We start from the raw sequence: 15,128 nt of genomic DNA on the forward strand, positions 1-15,128 counted from the left end.
CCGTTGTTGCGGGCAGCCTGTCAGGCCGCCCGTCCGGTGGCGGCGAAGCCGGTGACGAGGCGGAAGCTCGTGGCGACGTCATCAAGCTGGTAGTAGGGCTGCAAATGGATCACGCAGGCGAAGGCGCCCGGCCGGTCGGCATGCTCCTGCACCGAGACGCGGCTTGCCACCAGCGGATGGCGGGCGCGGCTGTCGGCATCCGGCGTCTGGCTCGCGTTGGTGTAGCCGGACAGCCAGGATTGCAGCCGCCGCTCGATCTCGCCCGCGGTCATGAAGGCGCCGCTCAGCTCGCGGCCGATGATCTTGACGTAATGGGCGAAGCGCGAGACGCAGAGCATGCTGTTGATCTGCGCGGACAGGCGCTGGTTGGCGATGGCCGCCGTCATCGGCCGGCCGGGCGCGGGATCGGCGCGGGCCTGCAGGCTCTGCACCGCGGCGAAGCCCGCCTCGCCATACGGCAAGGTGTTCAGTGGCATCAGCCCGGCCAGCACCAGATCGCGTTCCTGCCGGTCGGTCAGCGCGAGATCGAGTGCCGGGCGCGGCCAGCGCGTCGCCGCGCCGAGCACGACATCCTCCTCTGGCAGGCCGCGCACCAGCCCGCCCCCGACCCGGTCGGGGACGATGCCGCGCACATCGGCCGGCCAGCCATGCAGCGCCTGGGCACGCGCGACCGTGGCGGCGAAGGCATAGCCTGCGCTGAACCAGCTTCGTTCGCGCGCCGAGGGTGCGTGTTCGGCATAGGCGAAGCCGGCGGCATGGTCGTGGCGTGGCCGTGCCAGCACGCGCGGCAGCGTCACGCACAGGAAGCGCGCCTCTTCCCGCCGGGCCAGCGCCCGCCAGCGCGCATGGTCCGCGTCGGCGAGCACGGCCGTGACATCCTGCGCCAGCGCCAGATCCTCGAAGCGATCGACCCCGAGCAGGGACGGCGCGGCGGCGAGCACCATCGGCGCGAAGGCGGCGGCGCCGACCGCGGCGAGTTCGGCCAGCACCGACACGTCGTCCACCGGCGCCGCCGCGCCCGCTTCCCGCCGTTCCGGCAGATGGCGCACTTCGTGGTCGATCACCAGCAGGCCGAAGGGCTCGCCGCCGGCATGGCCGAATTCGTTTTCGTAGACCAGCCGGAACAGTGCCGAGCGGTCGAAGTCGCCGGCCCGGTCGAAGTCGCGGGCCAGCTCCTCCCAGCGTGCCGACAGCAGCCGCACCCGCACCGGTGCCGCCTGCCCGATGCCCGCCAGCATCCAGGCGAGGCCGCGCCAGGATCCCTCCAGGCGCTGCAGCCGTGGATGATGCAACACCGCGTCAAGCTGGGCCGCGATCAGCGCATCGAGCCGCGCGAGATCGCGATCGACGAGGCCGCGCAGGCGCTGCGGATCGCGGCGCAGCGCCGCCGCGGGGCCGGCGCCGAACCAGGATGCGAGGGCACCGCGCGGCTCGGCGAGGAAGCGGCCGAGCCGGGCCGCCACCTCGGCCACCTCCGTCCTGTCCGGCCGGGTGTGACGGCCGGACAGGATGGCCTCGCGCAGGGGAATGTCCTCCGGGCGCATGGCGGTGCCTTCGTCGCTGTCAGGTGCGCTCGGGGATGCGCGCCACGAGACGCATGCTGGTGGTCAGCTCCTCCAGTTGCAGCCAGGGACGCAGGAAGGCGACGGCGTTGTAGGCGCCGGGCCGGCCCGGGATCTCGCGCACCTCGACGCGGGCCTCGCGCAGCGGGAACTTCGCCTTGCTTTCGGCGCCCGCCTGCTCGTTGGTGTTGACGTAGGTCTTGATCCAGCGGTTGAGCCAGCGCTCGCAGTCATCGGCCTCCATGAAGCTGCCGATCTTGTCGCGCGCCATCACCTTCAGGTAATGCGCGAACCGGCCGGTCGCCATGATGTAGGGCAGGCGGGCGGAGATGCGCGCATTCGCGGTCGCATCCGGCCGGTCGTACTCCTTCGGCTTCTGCGTGGTCTGGGCGCCGAAGAACACCGCGTAGTCGTGGTTCTTGTAGTGGCACAGCGGCAGGAAGCCGAGATGCGACAGTTCGTACTCGCGCCGGTCGGTGATGCCGATCTCGGTCGGGCACTTGGCGTCCATGTCACCGTCGTCGGACTGGAAGATGTGCTGCGGCAGGTTGTCCACCTTGCCCCCGCCCTCGGCGCCGCGGATCGCGGTGCAGAAACCGTGTCTGGCAAAGGCATCGGTCAGGCGGGCGCCCATGACGAAGGCGGCGTTCATCCAGCAATACTCGTCGTGCCGCATCGGCAGCGGCGCGCCGGCGGGATCGAGCGGCGCTTCCTCGTACTGGAAGGCATCGATCGGCCGGGTCCGCTCGCCATAGGGCAGCCGGGCGATCACGCGCGGCATCGTCAGCGCCACGAAGCGGCTGTCCTCGCTGTCGCGGAAGCCGCGCCATTTCAGGTACTCGACGGAATCGAAGATCTTGGCGAGGTCACGCGGCCGCGACAGCTCGGTCCAGCTCTCGAAGCCCATCATGCCGGCCCCGGCGGCGGAGACGAAGGGGGCGAAGGCGGCGGCGCTGACATTGGAGATCAGCCGCAGCGTCTCGATGTCTTCCGGATGGCTGGTCCATTCGTAGTCGCCGATCAGCGCGCCGTAAGGCTCGCCGCCGGGGGTGCCGAACTCGTTCTCGTAGATCTTGCGAAACAGCAGGCTCTGGTCGAACTCGACGGCGCGGGTCAGGTCGCGATGCAGCTCCCGCTTGGAGGCGTTCATCAGCCGGATCTTCAGGTTGGTGCCGGTCTCGGAGTTCATCACCAGATAGTGCAGCCCCCGCCAGCTGCCTTCGAGGCGGAGAAATTTCGGGTCGTGGATGATCTCGTTGAACTGCGCCGACAGCATGCCGTCGATGACGGTGATGGCGCGCTCGATGGTGCGGGTGAGGTTGCGGTCGAACACGATGGTGCCCTGCGTGGCCTGCTCGACCAGGGTGCGCACCAGTTCCTGCGCGCGGTCGGGCGCGGTCTGCTTCGTCGCTGACAGCACCTGGTCCAGCAGCACGCGACCACCGGCGGGGGCGTCCGGCGCGGGGCCGGCCTGCGGGGTTGGCTGGGTCTCGGACATCATCCGGCCTCCTTCGTGCCGAGTTCGCCGGCAATCGCGTCGAGGTCATCGCGGTTGCGCAGCACCTGTTCCAGCAACGCCTCCAGTTCCTCCGAGCGATCGGCCTTGCTCATCAGGTCGCGCAGCCGGTTGCGGGTTTCCAGCAGGCTGCGCAGCGCCGGGATCTGGTCGAGCACGCGCTCCGGCTCGAAATCCTCCATGCCGCGGAAGCGCAGCTCCACCGCCATCTGTCCGCCTTCCGGCGACAGCTTGTTCTCGACCTTCAGCTTGAGGCCGGGGCCGAGGCGCTGCATCACCTCGTCGAAATTGTCGCGGTCGACCTGGATGAACTTGCGCTCGGCGAGCGGGCGCAGGGGCTGGGTCGGGTCGCCCGAGAAATCGCCGAGCACGCCGACGACGAAGGGCAGTTCCCGCACGATCTGCGCGCCCTCGGTCTCGACCTCGTAGGTGATGTGGACGCGCGGCCTGCGCACGCGGCCGAGCTTTTCGTGGATACTCGCGCTCATCGGATGCTCCTGTTGCGGATCATTTTGCCTCGACGCGGATGCCGAGCCCGGCGAGCACGGCACCGCGCGCCGCCGGCTCGGGCATCATCTCCTGCAGCAATTCGGGCCAGGACAGCCGCGCGCGTCGCACCGCTTCTTCCAGCGTGTAGCTGAAGGGTGAATTCGGCTCGGCGGTGCGAAACCGCCGGGCGATGCGCAGCACGTCTTCCAGCATCGCGTTGCGGTCGAAGCCTGGCGCTGGCATGGCCGCCTCCGTGCGTTCCGGCGCGGTGGCGGCCGGCGTGTCGGGATCGGCGACGGCAAGATCATCGCTCGCGATGGGCGGGGCATAGGTCTCCGCCAGGGCGCGCAGGTTTTCCAGCAGCTCGCGCAGGCGCCGCAGCGAGGGCAGCGCCTCGGCGGCGACCACCGCGCCGAGATCCTGTTCCAGCGCGAGCCAGCCGGCGAGGGCGGCGCGGGCCATGCCCGCCACCTGCCGCAGCGCCGCCTGTCCGGAGCCCCGCGCGAGGCGTTCGAGCTCGTCGAGCGGCGGCAGCCCGGCGGCGCCGCGCGGCGGCTTCGCCGCGGGCGTGGCGGCGCGCGCCCGCATCTGCTCGAATTCCCAGAAGGTGATGGGCGTCCCGTCCGGTTGCTCGAACAGCACCAGCTTGCGCAAGGGCTGCAGCAGCGTGCCGTCGCTGCCGCCGGCGCCGCTGAGCCCGCCGAGCGGGGCGAGCCGCGCCTCCGGGCCTTCCTCGTCGGGCAGCGGGAACAGCCCGTCCGACCAGTAGCGCGCGACCAGCCGCCGCAGCAGCGCGGTTCCCGCGACCAGCCCGGCGAGGCCGTCGCTGCGCACCAGCGCTTCCGTCAACCAGGCCGCGACTTCGAGATCCTTGCCCTGCCCGCCGAGAATTTGCGTGGCGAGGTCGCGCACGCGCTTCCAGTGGCCGGTGCCGCTGTCCTGCGCCGAGGGGTCGTTGTCGGCGGTCCGCTCGGCGGCGCGGGCGTCGGAGCGGGCATCGCGCAGGCGGAAATACAGCGATTGCGGCGTGACATCGGCGCGTGGATCGGCCCCGGCTGCCGGCCCGTCCGCGAAGGGCGCGGCAAGCTGGTCCGGCATGTCCCCGAGCGTCATATCTGGCATCATCGCGTCCCTCCGGTCGCCGGGACATGCGTGCGTCCGGCGACACCGCGATCAATGACCCGGCCGCGCTACAGCACGATGTCAGGCGCCGGCAACTGGGTTACACCTGCAACCCGACAGCGATGGACAGTGCCGCGCGGCGGCCCATAGGGTCCGGCCATCAGGGACGGGAGGACCGCGCATGTCCGCAATCGACCTCAGGCGGCTTGTTGGCCGCCTTGACGAAACCTGCCGGAAATCACTGGAAGCGGCCGCGGGCAACACGCTCTCGCGATCGCACTACAATGTCGAGCTTGAGCACTGGCTGCTGCAACTGCTCGACATGTCGCGCTCGGATGTCGTGCTGGCGGTCGAGCGGGCCGGGATCGTGCCGGCGCGGCTGGCCGGGGAACTGACCGCGGCGCTGGCGCGCATGGCGACCGGCAATGGCCGCGCGCCGTCGCTGGCGCCGGAACTGGTCGGCGTGCTCAAGGAAGCCTGGGTCTTCGCCTCGGTTGAGCGCGGCGAGGCATCGCTGCGGTCCGGGCACCTGCTCTGCGCGATCCTGGCCGACGAGACCGTGGCGCAGCGCCTGTTCCTGGTCGCGCCGTCGCTGCGCCGGATCGGGGCGGAGGCGCTGCGCCGGGATTTCGACAAAATCTTCGACGGTGGCAGCGAGACCGCCGCGCGCGAGACGGCAGCGGTGCCGGGGCAAGCGGCCGCGCCGGGGGCGATGGAGGCGCTGGAGCGCTTCACCATCGACCTCACCGCGCGCGCCCGCGCCGGGGCGATCGACAAACTGTTCGGTCGCGACACGGAAATCCGGCAGCTCGTCGACATCCTGACGCGGCGGCGGCAGAACAACCCGATCCTCACCGGCGAGGCGGGGGTGGGCAAGACCGCCATCGTGGAGGGGCTGGCGCTGCGCATCGCGGCGGGGGACGTGCCGCCGCTGCTGGCCAGTGTCGCCATTCGCACGCTCGATCTCGGATTGTTGCAGGCGGGGGCTGGTATTCGCGGCGAATTCGAGAACCGGCTCCGTGCGGTGATCGACGGCGTGCGCGCCTCGCCGGTTCCCGTCGTGCTGTTCGTCGACGAGGCGCACATGCTGGTCGGCGCGGGCGGGGCGGAGGGGCAGGGGGATGCGGCCAACCTGCTGAAGCCGGCGCTCGCGCGCGGCGAGTTGCGCATGATCGCGGCCACCACCTGGGCCGAATACAAGAAATTCTTCGAGCGTGACGCGGCGCTGACCCGGCGCTTCCAGCCGGTGAAGGTGGAGGAACCGCCCGAGCCGGTGGCGATCGACATGGTGCGCGGCCTGCTGCCGGCGCTGGAGGCGCATCACGGGGTGCGCGTGCTCGACGAGGCGGTGGCGGCGGCGGTGCGGCTCTCCGCGCGCTTCCTTCCCGGCCGGCAATTGCCCGACAAGGCGGTGAGCCTGATCGACACCGCCTGCGCCCGCGTCGCCATGAGCCAGGCGGCCACGCCGGCGGCGATCGAAGGCGACACGCGCCGGCTCGCGGCGATCGCGACCGAGACGGCGCTGCTGCACCGTGAAGCGCTGGCCGATGGAGCGCACGCGGACCGGCTCGCGGCGCTGGAACGCGAGCAGGCCGGGCTCGATGACCGGCTCGCCGGGCTGCGCGTGCGCTGGCAGGAGGAGCGGGCACTCGCCGCCGAGGCGGCGGCGCTGCGCGCGGCGCTGGAGGCGGCGCCGACGGATCCGGCGCGGCGCGACGCGCTGCGTGCCACGCTGGCGTTGCTCGAGGCGGTGCAGGGCGCGCGGCCAATGGTGTTTCCGGTGGTCGATGCCCAGGCGGTGGCGGAGATCGTGGAAAGCTGGACCGGCATTCCGGCGGGCCGCATGCAGCAGGACGAGATCCGCACCGTGCTCGGACTGCGCGAGGCGCTGGGCCGGCGCGTCATCGGGCAGGACCACGCGCTGGAGGCGGTGGCGCAGGCGATCCGCACCGCGCGCGCGGGGCTGACGGATCCGCGCAAGCCGGTCGGCGTGTTCCTGATGGTCGGGACCTCGGGCGTCGGCAAGACCGAGACCGCGCTCGCGCTGGCGGAGTTGCTGTATGGCGGCGAACAGAACCTGACCACCATCAACATGAGCGAGTTCAAGGAGGAGCACAAGGTTTCGCTGCTGATGGGCGCGCCGCCGGGCTATGTCGGCTATGGCGAAGGCGGCGTCCTGACCGAAGCAGTGCGGCGCCGGCCGCATTCGGTGATCCTGCTGGATGAGATCGAGAAGGCGCATCCCGGCGTGCAGGACGTGTTCTTCCAGGTCTTCGACAAGGGCACGATGAAGGATGGCGAAGGGCGCGACGTCGATTTCCGCAACAGCGTCGTCATCATGACCTCGAACGCCGGCACGGAGACGATCGCCGCGCTGTTCGCCGATCCGGCGACGGCGCCGGATCCGGACGGGCTGGCGCAGGCGTTGCGCGCGGATCTGGCGAAGCAGTTCCGGCCGGCGTTCCTGGGCCGCGTCACCGTCGTTCCGTATGTGCCGCTCGATGCCCCGGTGCTGCGGCGCATCGTCGGGCTGCAGCTTGAACGCGTGCTGCGCCGCGTGCGCGAGCGCTTTGGCACGGAGGTCACGTTCGCGGACGGGCTGGTCGATGCGTTGCAGGAGCGCTGCACCGATCCAGGCGTCGGCGCGCGCGGCATCGAGACGCTGCTCGCACGCGGGCTGTTGCCGGAGCTTGCGGCGCATTTCCTGGGGCGCATGGCCGGGGGGGAGGCGATCGGGCCGGTAGCGGTGGCGGAAGACGGCGCCGGCGGGTTCGAGGTGCGGGCAAGATGAGGAACCGGGTTACGCCGGTAGCCAAGTTTCAGGGCAAGGCAATATTCGTGTAATACGCAGCATGAATACTGCCTTCGATGGCGCGGAAGGCAAGCAACAAGCGCCAGGAGAAGGAAAAGCATATGGCAATCTATATGAATTACAACAACATCCCCGGCGACGTAACCGAGAGTGGGCACGCCAAGTGGATCGAGCTGAATTCGTTCCGGTGGGGAATGGGGCGAGGCATTTCCAGCCCGGTCGGCTCGTCCGCCGAACGCGAGTCGACGGCGCCGTCGGTGAGCGAGGTGGTCGTCACCAAGGAAAACGACATCGCCACTAGCAAGCTGATGCAGGAGGCTTTCTCCGGCGAGGGCCAGACGGTGAAGATCGACTTCACCCGCACCGCGAAGGACAAACAGGAGATCTATCTCTCTATTGAACTCACCAACACCATGATCAGCGGCTATTCCCACAGTTCCGCCGGCGACCGTCCCGGCGAGACGATCTCACTGAACTTCACGAAGGTGCAGTTCTCGACGACGCAGATGGGGCCGGAAGGCGATGAAGGCCAGCCGGATCACGTGATCTACGATCTGGCGACCGCCAAGACGTCCTGATCGCGGCTCTTCGGCACGGTGAGCGGTGGAAACCAACGCCGTTCATCGCGTCACGTTCAGGCTGCGGAATGCCCAGGTTGCGAACGCCCACCCATGCCGCGAGTGATCCGGACTCACCGTAGCTCGTCGGCAGGATTGAACAGCCGTGCCCCCCTCCATCTTAAATCCCGGACGCCTTGGGGTAATATAATCGTTCAGAATGTCAAGTATATAGGAGTATGAAATGCCCGGACAGTACTATCTATTCGTCCCCTTCACTAAAGATGAGCTCGATAAAAGAATGTCTGATGAAAGGTCAGTAAAGACAATTGCCCAATTGTGGCGACAAGATTCTGATTGGAAATATGGAAAAGCACGCAAGCGACCTGAGATAATTTGTTATGGAGATACTCTGTGCGATGGTTGGAAACTTCCCGGATTCAGCCCGGAGCACGACACGATCTACATTATTGGTCATTGCCGTAGGGGCGGGCAAGATCTTAGCAGCAGCCGTGCCGGATTCCGCTTCGACCGTGCCCAATTAGATGCGGAGACTGTGGTCAATCGCCTGTTAGAATATGTTCCTACAGAAATGATAAACTTTAAGCTCTTCGCCTGCTTCGGAGGTCAGATAAACGAGACTGGCACCTCCGATGATGGCAGCTATCTGTTCGACCAATCCTTCGCCCAGCGCTTCTACTCTCGCCTCAAGCGCCGCTTCCCCTCCGCGATCCTGTCGGCTTACATGTTGCCGGTGATAGCTGGGCTGGACGTTGACGGCCATAAGCGACTCGCCAATGAAGACGGTCATGGCTACTGGGGTCGTGCATCGGGCAACCGCATCACCTTTGGCGCGTGAACGAAGGGGGGCTGGAGGAGGGCTGGACCAAGCATTACTCCTCCGGCCTGGGTGCACCTGGATAAAGCTGCGTAGCGGAATGTCGGATGGCCGATCGGCGCAGCGCAATCCGCCATTGTAGCGCTCAGCGAGATGATTGGCTTGCGTTGGCGGACTGCGTCTGCCTTACGACAACCGATCGCTCGCAGGCGACGATTTCCTCTCGCTACTCTTCCACCGCCGTCGCGCACACCGCGACGGCGGTGACGTTGTCGCGCGCGCCCACGGCCAGCGCCGCCTCGACCAGCAGGGCGGCGCAGTCGCCGTCGCAGGCCAGCCGCCCGGCGATGGCGGCTTCGGAGAGGCTGCGGTAAAGCCCGTCGCTGCACAGCAGGAACCGGTCGCCCTCCCGCAGCTCGCCCAGCGCCTTGTCCAGCGCCGGCGCCTCGGCCTCGGCGCCGATTGCCCGGGTGATGACATGGCCCTGTGGGTGGCGCTCGGCCTCCGCCTCGGTGATGTCGCCGGCATCGACCAGGGCCTGCACCAGGCTGTGGTCGCTGGTCAGGCGATGCAGCCGGCCGTCCCGCAGCAGGTAGGCCCGCGAATCCCCGGCCCAGACACAGGCGAAATGGCGATCGTGCAGCAGCAGCGCGACCAGCGTGGTGGCGAGCAGCGCCGGCGGCCGGCGCGCGCGGCCCGCCTGCCACAGCCGGCGATGCGCCTCGGACACCCCCGACCGCAGGTCAGGAAGGCGGCCGGCGGGACCGCAGGCCACCGGCAGGGCGTCCAGCCGTTCGAGCATCGTCCGCGCCGCCAGCGCGCCGTCCTGGTGCCCGCCGGCCCCGTCGGCGACGGCGAACAGCCCGATTTCGGGCCGGCACAGCCAGGCATCCTGGTTGGTGCCGCGCACGGCGCCGCGATGCGAGGCGGCGGAATGGTGCAGCATCGGGCGGATCATGAAGCCTCCGTCAGCATCCGCAGGAACAGCGCCGCGTCCGGCATCGCGGCCGGGGTGAAGGCGGCGTCGCCGCCCCGCCACCAGCGTCCGGGCGCGGCCTCCGCCGGCGGCGGCACGGCCAGCGCCGCGAGCCGGGCGGCGAGCGCGGCCGGTTCCTCGCATCCCTCGATCGCCGCGCGGCAGGACGCCTCGATGGCGGCGAGGAAGGCGTCCTCCGGCGCGGCCGCCTCGGCGCCGGCCAGCAGCGGGAAGGCGCGGCCGACCGCGTCGGTGCTGGGCAGCCAGACGCCGCTGAAGGGGGTGCCGCCGGCCAGCGCCGCCGGCAGTGCCAGCCGCCAGCACGGCGCCGCCCGCCAGATCGCGTCCCAGCCTTCGGGGCCGATCGCGGCGCGGGCCGCCGGCAGCACCGATTGCACCCAGCCGTCCCAGGCCGCCACGGTCTTCCGCGACAGGCCGCCGCGCACGAAGTCGCCGCGCGCGGGCAGCTTGCCGAAGAAGCCGGCGCGGCTCATGGCTGGCGGATCACCGGGCAGCGGAAGCCGCGCAGCGGATTGCGGGCGAAGGGATGGCGCGCGGAGCCCGGCCGCAGCAGGAAGGCGGTGTCGCGCCCACCCGCGGCGAAGCGCAGCCGGATCTGCCCGGTACCCGCCGGCTGCGCCGTCCCCTGGTCGAGCAGCCGGAACAGCGCCCAGGGCCCGTGCGTCTCGATCGCCGGCGGCCCCGACCCGAAGGCCAGCGCGGCGCTGGCCATGCCGTCGCTGCCCGGCCAGGACAGGGTAAGGCCGGCGGAGGCGGCCGTCGTCCCGGTCTCCAGGCTCGCCTGCCCGAGCCGCAGCGTGGCGGCGGCGGCGGCCGTCGGATCGGGGGCGAGGCTGAAATGCAGTTGCGGCGCCGCCCCGCCGGCAGGGAAGAACATGGCCCGGATGGTGGCGGCGCGCTGGAACGCCGCCACCGTCGCCGCGTCGGCCGGCGGCGCCACGCCGCCCAGCGACCGCGCCTGCCAGACCTCGCCGCTGGTATCGACATAGGGGCGCAGCTCGGACTGGAAGAAGCTGTCGAGCAGCCCGCCGGGGGCGAACAGCCGGATGAAATCGTCGATCGGCGCGTCCTCGGCGGCCGAGGAGTCGAACGGGTAGCGCCCGTTCACCACGCTGCGGCACAGCGCCGCCGGGCCGTCGCTGCCGGCGAAGGCGGCGGCGGCGGCGGCGCGCGCGGCGCTGCTCAGCCCGGCGCGGCCGGTCGCGGCGATCTGCCGCAGCCACAGCGCCAGCGGGGCCGGTTGGCGGCCGGCCTCGGCCAGCAGCAACTGCGCCGGATCGCCCGCCGCCTGCAGCGTCGCCGGCACCGGCGCGCCGCCGGGGCTCGCCTGGGCCAGCGCCTGCTGCAACTGGTTGATCAGGCGCAGCACCCCATCCAGCGGCGTCGGCTGCCCCGCCCCGGGCTGCCCCGCCGCAGGTCGTGCGGTCAGGTCGCGCAGGGCCTGGAAATGCGCGGCGATCCCCGCCAGCGCCGGTTCCGGCGCGGGCGGATCGAGCGCGAGCTGCCCGGCGATGGCGGCCAGCAGGTCGCGCATCGGCGATTGCGGGGAACCGAGCACGTACAGGCTCTCGATGCTGCCCTCGCGTCCCTCGACCGGCGCCAGCGCGATGTCGCCGAGCAGCGCATCCCAGGCCTGTTGCGCCTCGGTCGCCCACAGCGCCAGCACCGCCTGTTCCAGCTCCGCCACCGCCGGGCCCTCGGTCGGGATCTCCTGGGCGCGGCCGAGCACCCAGCTTTCCCCCGCGACCGCCCGCGTGGCCGCCGGCAGGTCGCGCAGCACCGCCTCGCGCAGCCCCGCGCCGGTGAGGAAGCCGGGAATGCCCTCGGTCAACGGGCGGCCGGAGGGGCGCAGGAAGAAGCGCGCCCCGGCCTCGCCGAGGGCCATGGCCGGGGTCCAGGCGGGCAGGCGCGCGGCGGCGTCGGTGGCGCGCAGCCGGCCATGGACGCGCGCGGCCAGGGTGACGCGGCTGAAGGTCGCGCGCGCCGCCTCCACCAGCGCGCCGTCGAGCGTGACCGGTGGCAGCGGCTCGGCCAGCAGCGCGTCCAGGTGGGCCAGCAGGCGCCCGCGCAGGGCGGCGTTCAGCGTGCCGGGGAAGCGCGCCTGCCAGTCGGCCTGCAGCCAGCCGCGCAGCACCGCCGGATCGAGCGGGCCGGCGCCGCCGAGCATCAGATAGGCGCGCGTGGCCTGGTAGAGAAAATCCGGATCGTCGAAGCGCGCGCGCATCTGCTGCTCGATCCGCCAGACCAGGCGCGGCAGCAGCAGGCGTTCCAGCGCGTGGCGGTAGGCGAGGCGGCTGCCCTCGGCCAGCTTGCCGGCCTGCGACAGCCCGAAGAAAGCGGCCGCGCCCTCCGGGGCGGGGGGCGGCGGCGCCATGGCGTCGAGCAGCGCCGCCAGTTGCGGCAAATCATCCCGCGTCACCGGGTCGAGCACCATCCCGGCGAGGCGCGCGCGATTGGCCGCGAGGCTGTCCCCGGCGCGCTGCACGGCGGCGTCGTTGGCCGCCTGCGCCTGCCACAGCAGCGCCGCCCCGGCCAGCGTCACCAGCCCGATCGCGGCGAAGCCGCCGAGCCGCAGCAGCTTCTGCCGCCGGATGCGGCCGGGCCGGTGCGTGGCCAGCAGCGCCTCGCCGAGGATCACCTCGCGCAGCAGCTTCGCCACGAAGTAGCTGCGGCCTTCCGCCGGGCGCAGGCTGGCCACGCGCTGCTGGTCGATGCCGAAGGAGCGCGCCAGCAGCCCGGTGATGCGGTCGAGCGGCGTGCCCTCCTGCGTCGCCGAGGTCAGGTAGGCGCCGCGCAGGAAGGGCGCCGGGGCAAGCCGGCTGCCGGTGAAGGCTTCCAGCATGAAATCGGTCAGCGGCCGCGCGAGACTCGCCACCTGCAGCGGGAAGCCGGCGATCAGGCCGCGCCGTGCCGTGGTGCGCTCGGCCTGCAGCCGTTCCACCAGCCGCCGGTCCAGCCGCTCCAGCAGCAGGCGGAATTCGCCGGCGAAGCTGTCCACGCCCTCGGCCAGCGGGAAGGTCGCGCCCCAGACCTGCGCCCGCGCCTCGCGGTCGAGGTCGTCGAACCAGGCATCGAAGCCGGCGATCCGGTCGGCCTTGCTGAACACGACATAGACCGGCAGGCGCAGCTTCAGCCTCTCCCCGATCTCGTCGATGCGGCGGCGGATGGCGCGGGCATGGGCGCGGCGTTCGGCCACCTCGGCGGCGGCGAGGGTGGGCAGGGAGATCACCACGATGATGCCGTTCAGCGGCTGGCGCGGCCGGGTGCGGCGCAGGATGTCGAGGAAGCCGAGCCAGCCCGCCCGGTCCACCACCGCGTCGGAATCCTGCGTGGTGTAGCGGCCGGCGGTGTCGATCAGTACGGCCTCGTCGGCGAACCACCAGTCGCAGAGCCGGGTGCCGCCGACGCCGCCGATCGCGCCGGGGCCGTCTTCCCCTTCGGCTTCGAGCGGGAAGTGCAGCCCCGAATTGCGCAGCGCCGTGGTCTTGCCCGAGCCCGGCGGCCCGATCAGCACGAACCAGGGGCGCTCGTAGAGGCCGCGCCCGTCCCGCCGCGCCCCGAGCCGGGCCAGCGCCGCGCGCATGCGGTCCCGCAGCATCGCCACTTCCTCGGCGGCATCCGCCTCGGCCTCGCGCGCCGGGCGGTCGCCGCCGGCCGCGTCGGTCATGGCAGCGGCCAGCGCCCGGTTGCGTCGCCGCGTCCGCCAGGAGAGCACGCCATTCACCCCGGCCCAGAGCAGCACCAGCAGCAGGATCAGCAGGGCGCGCGGCAGCGGTCCCGCGAAGCCCGGCAGCAGCGGCCCGAGGTACCAGACCAGCAGCCCGGCGGTGGCGACGCCGGCAAGGCCGCTGGTCCAGCGGTTGAGCAGAAGGGCGGCGAGCGAGGACAGGCCCTGCATCAGCTTGCTCCCGATCCGGGCGCCGGCGGGCGCAGCAGGATCTCGATGCGTCGGTTGCTTTGCCGGCCCTCCGCGGTGGCGTTGCTCGCGATCGGGTCGGCATCGGCCCGCCCCTCCGCGCTCAGGCGCGCGGGCGGGACGGTGCGGGCGAGCACCGCGGCGGCGGCGCGGGCACGGGCGGCGGAGAGCTGGAAATTGGAGGGGAAGGCGACAGTGCGGATCGGCTGGTCGTCGGTGTAGCCGATCACGGCGAGCGTGCCGTTGCGGTCCTTCAGCACCTCGGCGATGCGGGCCAGGACCGGCAGGAACGCCGCCTCGATGGTCGCGCTGCCGGAGGCGAACATGCCGTTGCCCTGCAGCCGCAGGATCGGCAGCGCGTCGGTCCCGGCGATGCCGACCTGCCCGGAGGCGATCTCCGGCCGCAGGCGCTCCGCCAGCACCTCGCGCGGGCCGGGCGGCCGGGGCGGCGGCGGGGGCAGCTTTTGCGGCGGCGCGAGCCGGGCGATCCGCGGCATGGCGGCCGGCGGCAACCCGGCGCCGGCTTCGAGCAGGCGGTCGGACCGGGCATTGAGGTCGAAGGAGGCCAGCGCGGTGAGCAGGCCCAGCACCCCGGCGCCGAGCAGTGCCGCCACCCAGACCGGCAATTGCGCGCGTGGCGGCCGGAACGGCGCGGCGACGCCCTGCCAGTGCGGCGAGAGCGCGCGCTCGGCCGGGCCGCGCTGGCGCAGGATGACGAGGTAGGTTTCCTCGCGCACGCGGTCGAGTTCCGCCGGCCCGCGCGGCGACAGCCGGTAGCGGCCCTGCATGCCGACCGCCATGCAGAGATACATCAGCTCGACCACCGGCAGGAACCTTCCGGCATTCTGGCACAGCCGGCCCAGCAACTCGAAGAAACGGTCGCCGCTGCGCACTTCCTGGTGGAAGGTGGAGACCAGCGAGGCATCGGCCCAGGCGCCGCTTCTTCCCCAGGGCGTGTTCAGCACCACGTCGTCGAGGCTGGCGCAGAGCGCGTAATGCGCCGTGCGGATCTGCTCCGCCGGCAGCCGGAGGTCGCGCAGGGTCTGCTCGTAGCGCCGCATCTCCGCGATCGCGCTGTCGCGCAGCGCCGCCGGATCGGGCAGCGAGAGGACATTGCCGATGCGCGCGACCAGCGCCAGCACCGGCGCCGCCGCGGCCAGCACCGGCGAGGTGCCGAGGGCGGGCAGCTCGACGAAATCGCCCGTCCCGGACGGGGGTGGTGGCGGGGGCGCGGTGGTGCGGGCCGCGCCGGCCGGCAGGATCACGGTGCGCTCGTCGTCGCCCGGCTCGGCGAAGGGATTGTCGCTCATGCCGATCGG

11 protein-coding genes are annotated in these 15,128 nt (G+C 71.5%); 3 read left to right on the plus strand and 8 right to left on the minus strand.

Annotation, left to right across the window (positions count from 1 at the left end):
* Positions 1-20: 20 nt before the first annotated feature.
* Genes tssC (NBY65_RS19090) through tssA form a run of 4 tightly spaced genes read right to left on the minus strand, consistent with a single transcriptional unit; the run spans position 21 to position 4,692 of the window.
* The gene (tssC, locus tag NBY65_RS19090; protein WP_150040261.1) at positions 21-1,544 is read right to left on the minus strand and encodes a type VI secretion system contractile sheath large subunit; all 1,524 of its coding nucleotides are present in this window, start codon (positions 1,542-1,544) and stop codon (positions 21-23) included.
* 19 nt (positions 1,545-1,563) lie between these two features.
* Positions 1,564-3,060, minus strand: coding sequence for a type VI secretion system contractile sheath large subunit (gene tssC, locus NBY65_RS19095; RefSeq protein ID WP_150040332.1), 1,497 nt, complete (start codon positions 3,058-3,060; stop codon positions 1,564-1,566).
* Positions 3,060-3,566, minus strand: a complete 507-nt coding sequence (gene tssB / locus NBY65_RS19100; RefSeq protein WP_150040260.1) for a type VI secretion system contractile sheath small subunit — start codon at positions 3,564-3,566, stop codon at positions 3,060-3,062. The genes tssC (NBY65_RS19095) and tssB overlap by 1 nt, the downstream gene beginning before the upstream one ends.
* A gap of 19 nt (positions 3,567-3,585) precedes the next feature.
* Positions 3,586-4,692, minus strand: coding sequence for a type VI secretion system protein TssA (tssA, locus tag NBY65_RS19105; protein WP_150040259.1), 1,107 nt, complete (start codon positions 4,690-4,692; stop codon positions 3,586-3,588).
* 178 nt (positions 4,693-4,870) lie between these two features.
* Between tssA and tssH the strand changes: the two genes are divergently transcribed.
* From tssH to NBY65_RS19120, 3 genes are all read left to right on the plus strand, one after another.
* On the plus strand, positions 4,871-7,480 hold the full coding sequence (gene tssH / locus NBY65_RS19110) for a type VI secretion system ATPase TssH (RefSeq protein ID WP_150040258.1): 2,610 nt from the start codon (positions 4,871-4,873) through the stop codon (positions 7,478-7,480).
* A gap of 77 nt (positions 7,481-7,557) precedes the next feature.
* Positions 7,558-8,079, plus strand: coding sequence for an Hcp family type VI secretion system effector (locus NBY65_RS19115; protein ID WP_150040257.1), 522 nt, complete (start codon positions 7,558-7,560; stop codon positions 8,077-8,079).
* Between the two features lie 223 nt (positions 8,080-8,302).
* Positions 8,303-8,917: a hypothetical protein gene (locus NBY65_RS19120; protein ID WP_150040256.1), complete on the plus strand. Its 615-nt coding sequence runs from the start codon at positions 8,303-8,305 to the stop codon at positions 8,915-8,917.
* Positions 8,918-9,122: 205 nt separating this feature from the next.
* Here NBY65_RS19120 and NBY65_RS19125 read toward each other — a convergent pair whose 3' ends face one another.
* The 4 genes from NBY65_RS19125 to tssL are packed head-to-tail and all read right to left on the minus strand — an operon-like array spanning position 9,123 to position 15,119.
* Entirely contained in the window at positions 9,123-9,854 is a 732-nt protein-coding gene (locus NBY65_RS19125) for a PP2C family protein-serine/threonine phosphatase (protein WP_239002741.1), read from the minus strand.
* Positions 9,851-10,366, minus strand: a complete 516-nt coding sequence (gene tagF / locus NBY65_RS19130) for a type VI secretion system-associated protein TagF (protein ID WP_250265702.1) — start codon at positions 10,364-10,366, stop codon at positions 9,851-9,853. The genes NBY65_RS19125 and tagF overlap by 4 nt, the downstream gene beginning before the upstream one ends.
* Positions 10,363-13,791 carry a type VI secretion system membrane subunit TssM gene (gene tssM / locus NBY65_RS19135; RefSeq protein ID WP_150040254.1) on the minus strand — a complete coding sequence of 1,143 codons (3,429 nt, stop codon included), beginning with the start codon at positions 13,789-13,791 and terminating at the stop codon, positions 10,363-10,365. Before tssM ends, tagF begins: the two co-directional genes overlap by 4 nt.
* Positions 13,791-15,119, minus strand: coding sequence for a type VI secretion system protein TssL, long form (gene tssL, locus NBY65_RS19140; RefSeq protein WP_150040253.1), 1,329 nt, complete (start codon positions 15,117-15,119; stop codon positions 13,791-13,793). The genes tssM and tssL overlap by 1 nt, the downstream gene beginning before the upstream one ends.
* Positions 15,120-15,128 lie beyond the last annotated feature (9 nt).

Source organism: Rhodovastum atsumiense (assembly GCF_937425535.1).
GTDB lineage: Bacteria > Pseudomonadota > Alphaproteobacteria > Acetobacterales > Acetobacteraceae > Rhodovastum > Rhodovastum atsumiense.

Excerpts from the sequence above, each read along its gene's own strand:
- tssC (WP_150040261.1), bottom strand. The coding sequence starts at position 1,544 with ATGCGCCCGGAGGACATTCCCCTGCGCGAGGCCATCCTGTCCGGCCGT.
- tssC (WP_150040332.1), bottom strand. The coding sequence starts at position 3,060 with ATGTCCGAGACCCAGCCAACCCCGCAGGCCGGCCCCGCGCCGGACGCC.
- tssB (WP_150040260.1), bottom strand. The coding sequence starts at position 3,566 with ATGAGCGCGAGTATCCACGAAAAGCTCGGCCGCGTGCGCAGGCCGCGC.
- tssA (WP_150040259.1), bottom strand. The coding sequence starts at position 4,692 with ATGATGCCAGATATGACGCTCGGGGACATGCCGGACCAGCTTGCCGCG.
- tssH (WP_150040258.1), top strand. The coding sequence starts at position 4,871 with ATGTCCGCAATCGACCTCAGGCGGCTTGTTGGCCGCCTTGACGAAACC.
- NBY65_RS19115 (WP_150040257.1), top strand. The coding sequence starts at position 7,558 with ATGGCGCGGAAGGCAAGCAACAAGCGCCAGGAGAAGGAAAAGCATATG.
- NBY65_RS19120 (WP_150040256.1), top strand. The coding sequence starts at position 8,303 with ATGCCCGGACAGTACTATCTATTCGTCCCCTTCACTAAAGATGAGCTC.
- NBY65_RS19125 (WP_239002741.1), bottom strand. The coding sequence starts at position 9,854 with ATGATCCGCCCGATGCTGCACCATTCCGCCGCCTCGCATCGCGGCGCC.
- tagF (WP_250265702.1), bottom strand. The coding sequence starts at position 10,366 with ATGAGCCGCGCCGGCTTCTTCGGCAAGCTGCCCGCGCGCGGCGACTTC.
- tssM (WP_150040254.1), bottom strand. The coding sequence starts at position 13,791 with ATGCAGGGCCTGTCCTCGCTCGCCGCCCTTCTGCTCAACCGCTGGACC.
- tssL (WP_150040253.1), bottom strand. The coding sequence starts at position 15,119 with ATGAGCGACAATCCCTTCGCCGAGCCGGGCGACGACGAGCGCACCGTG.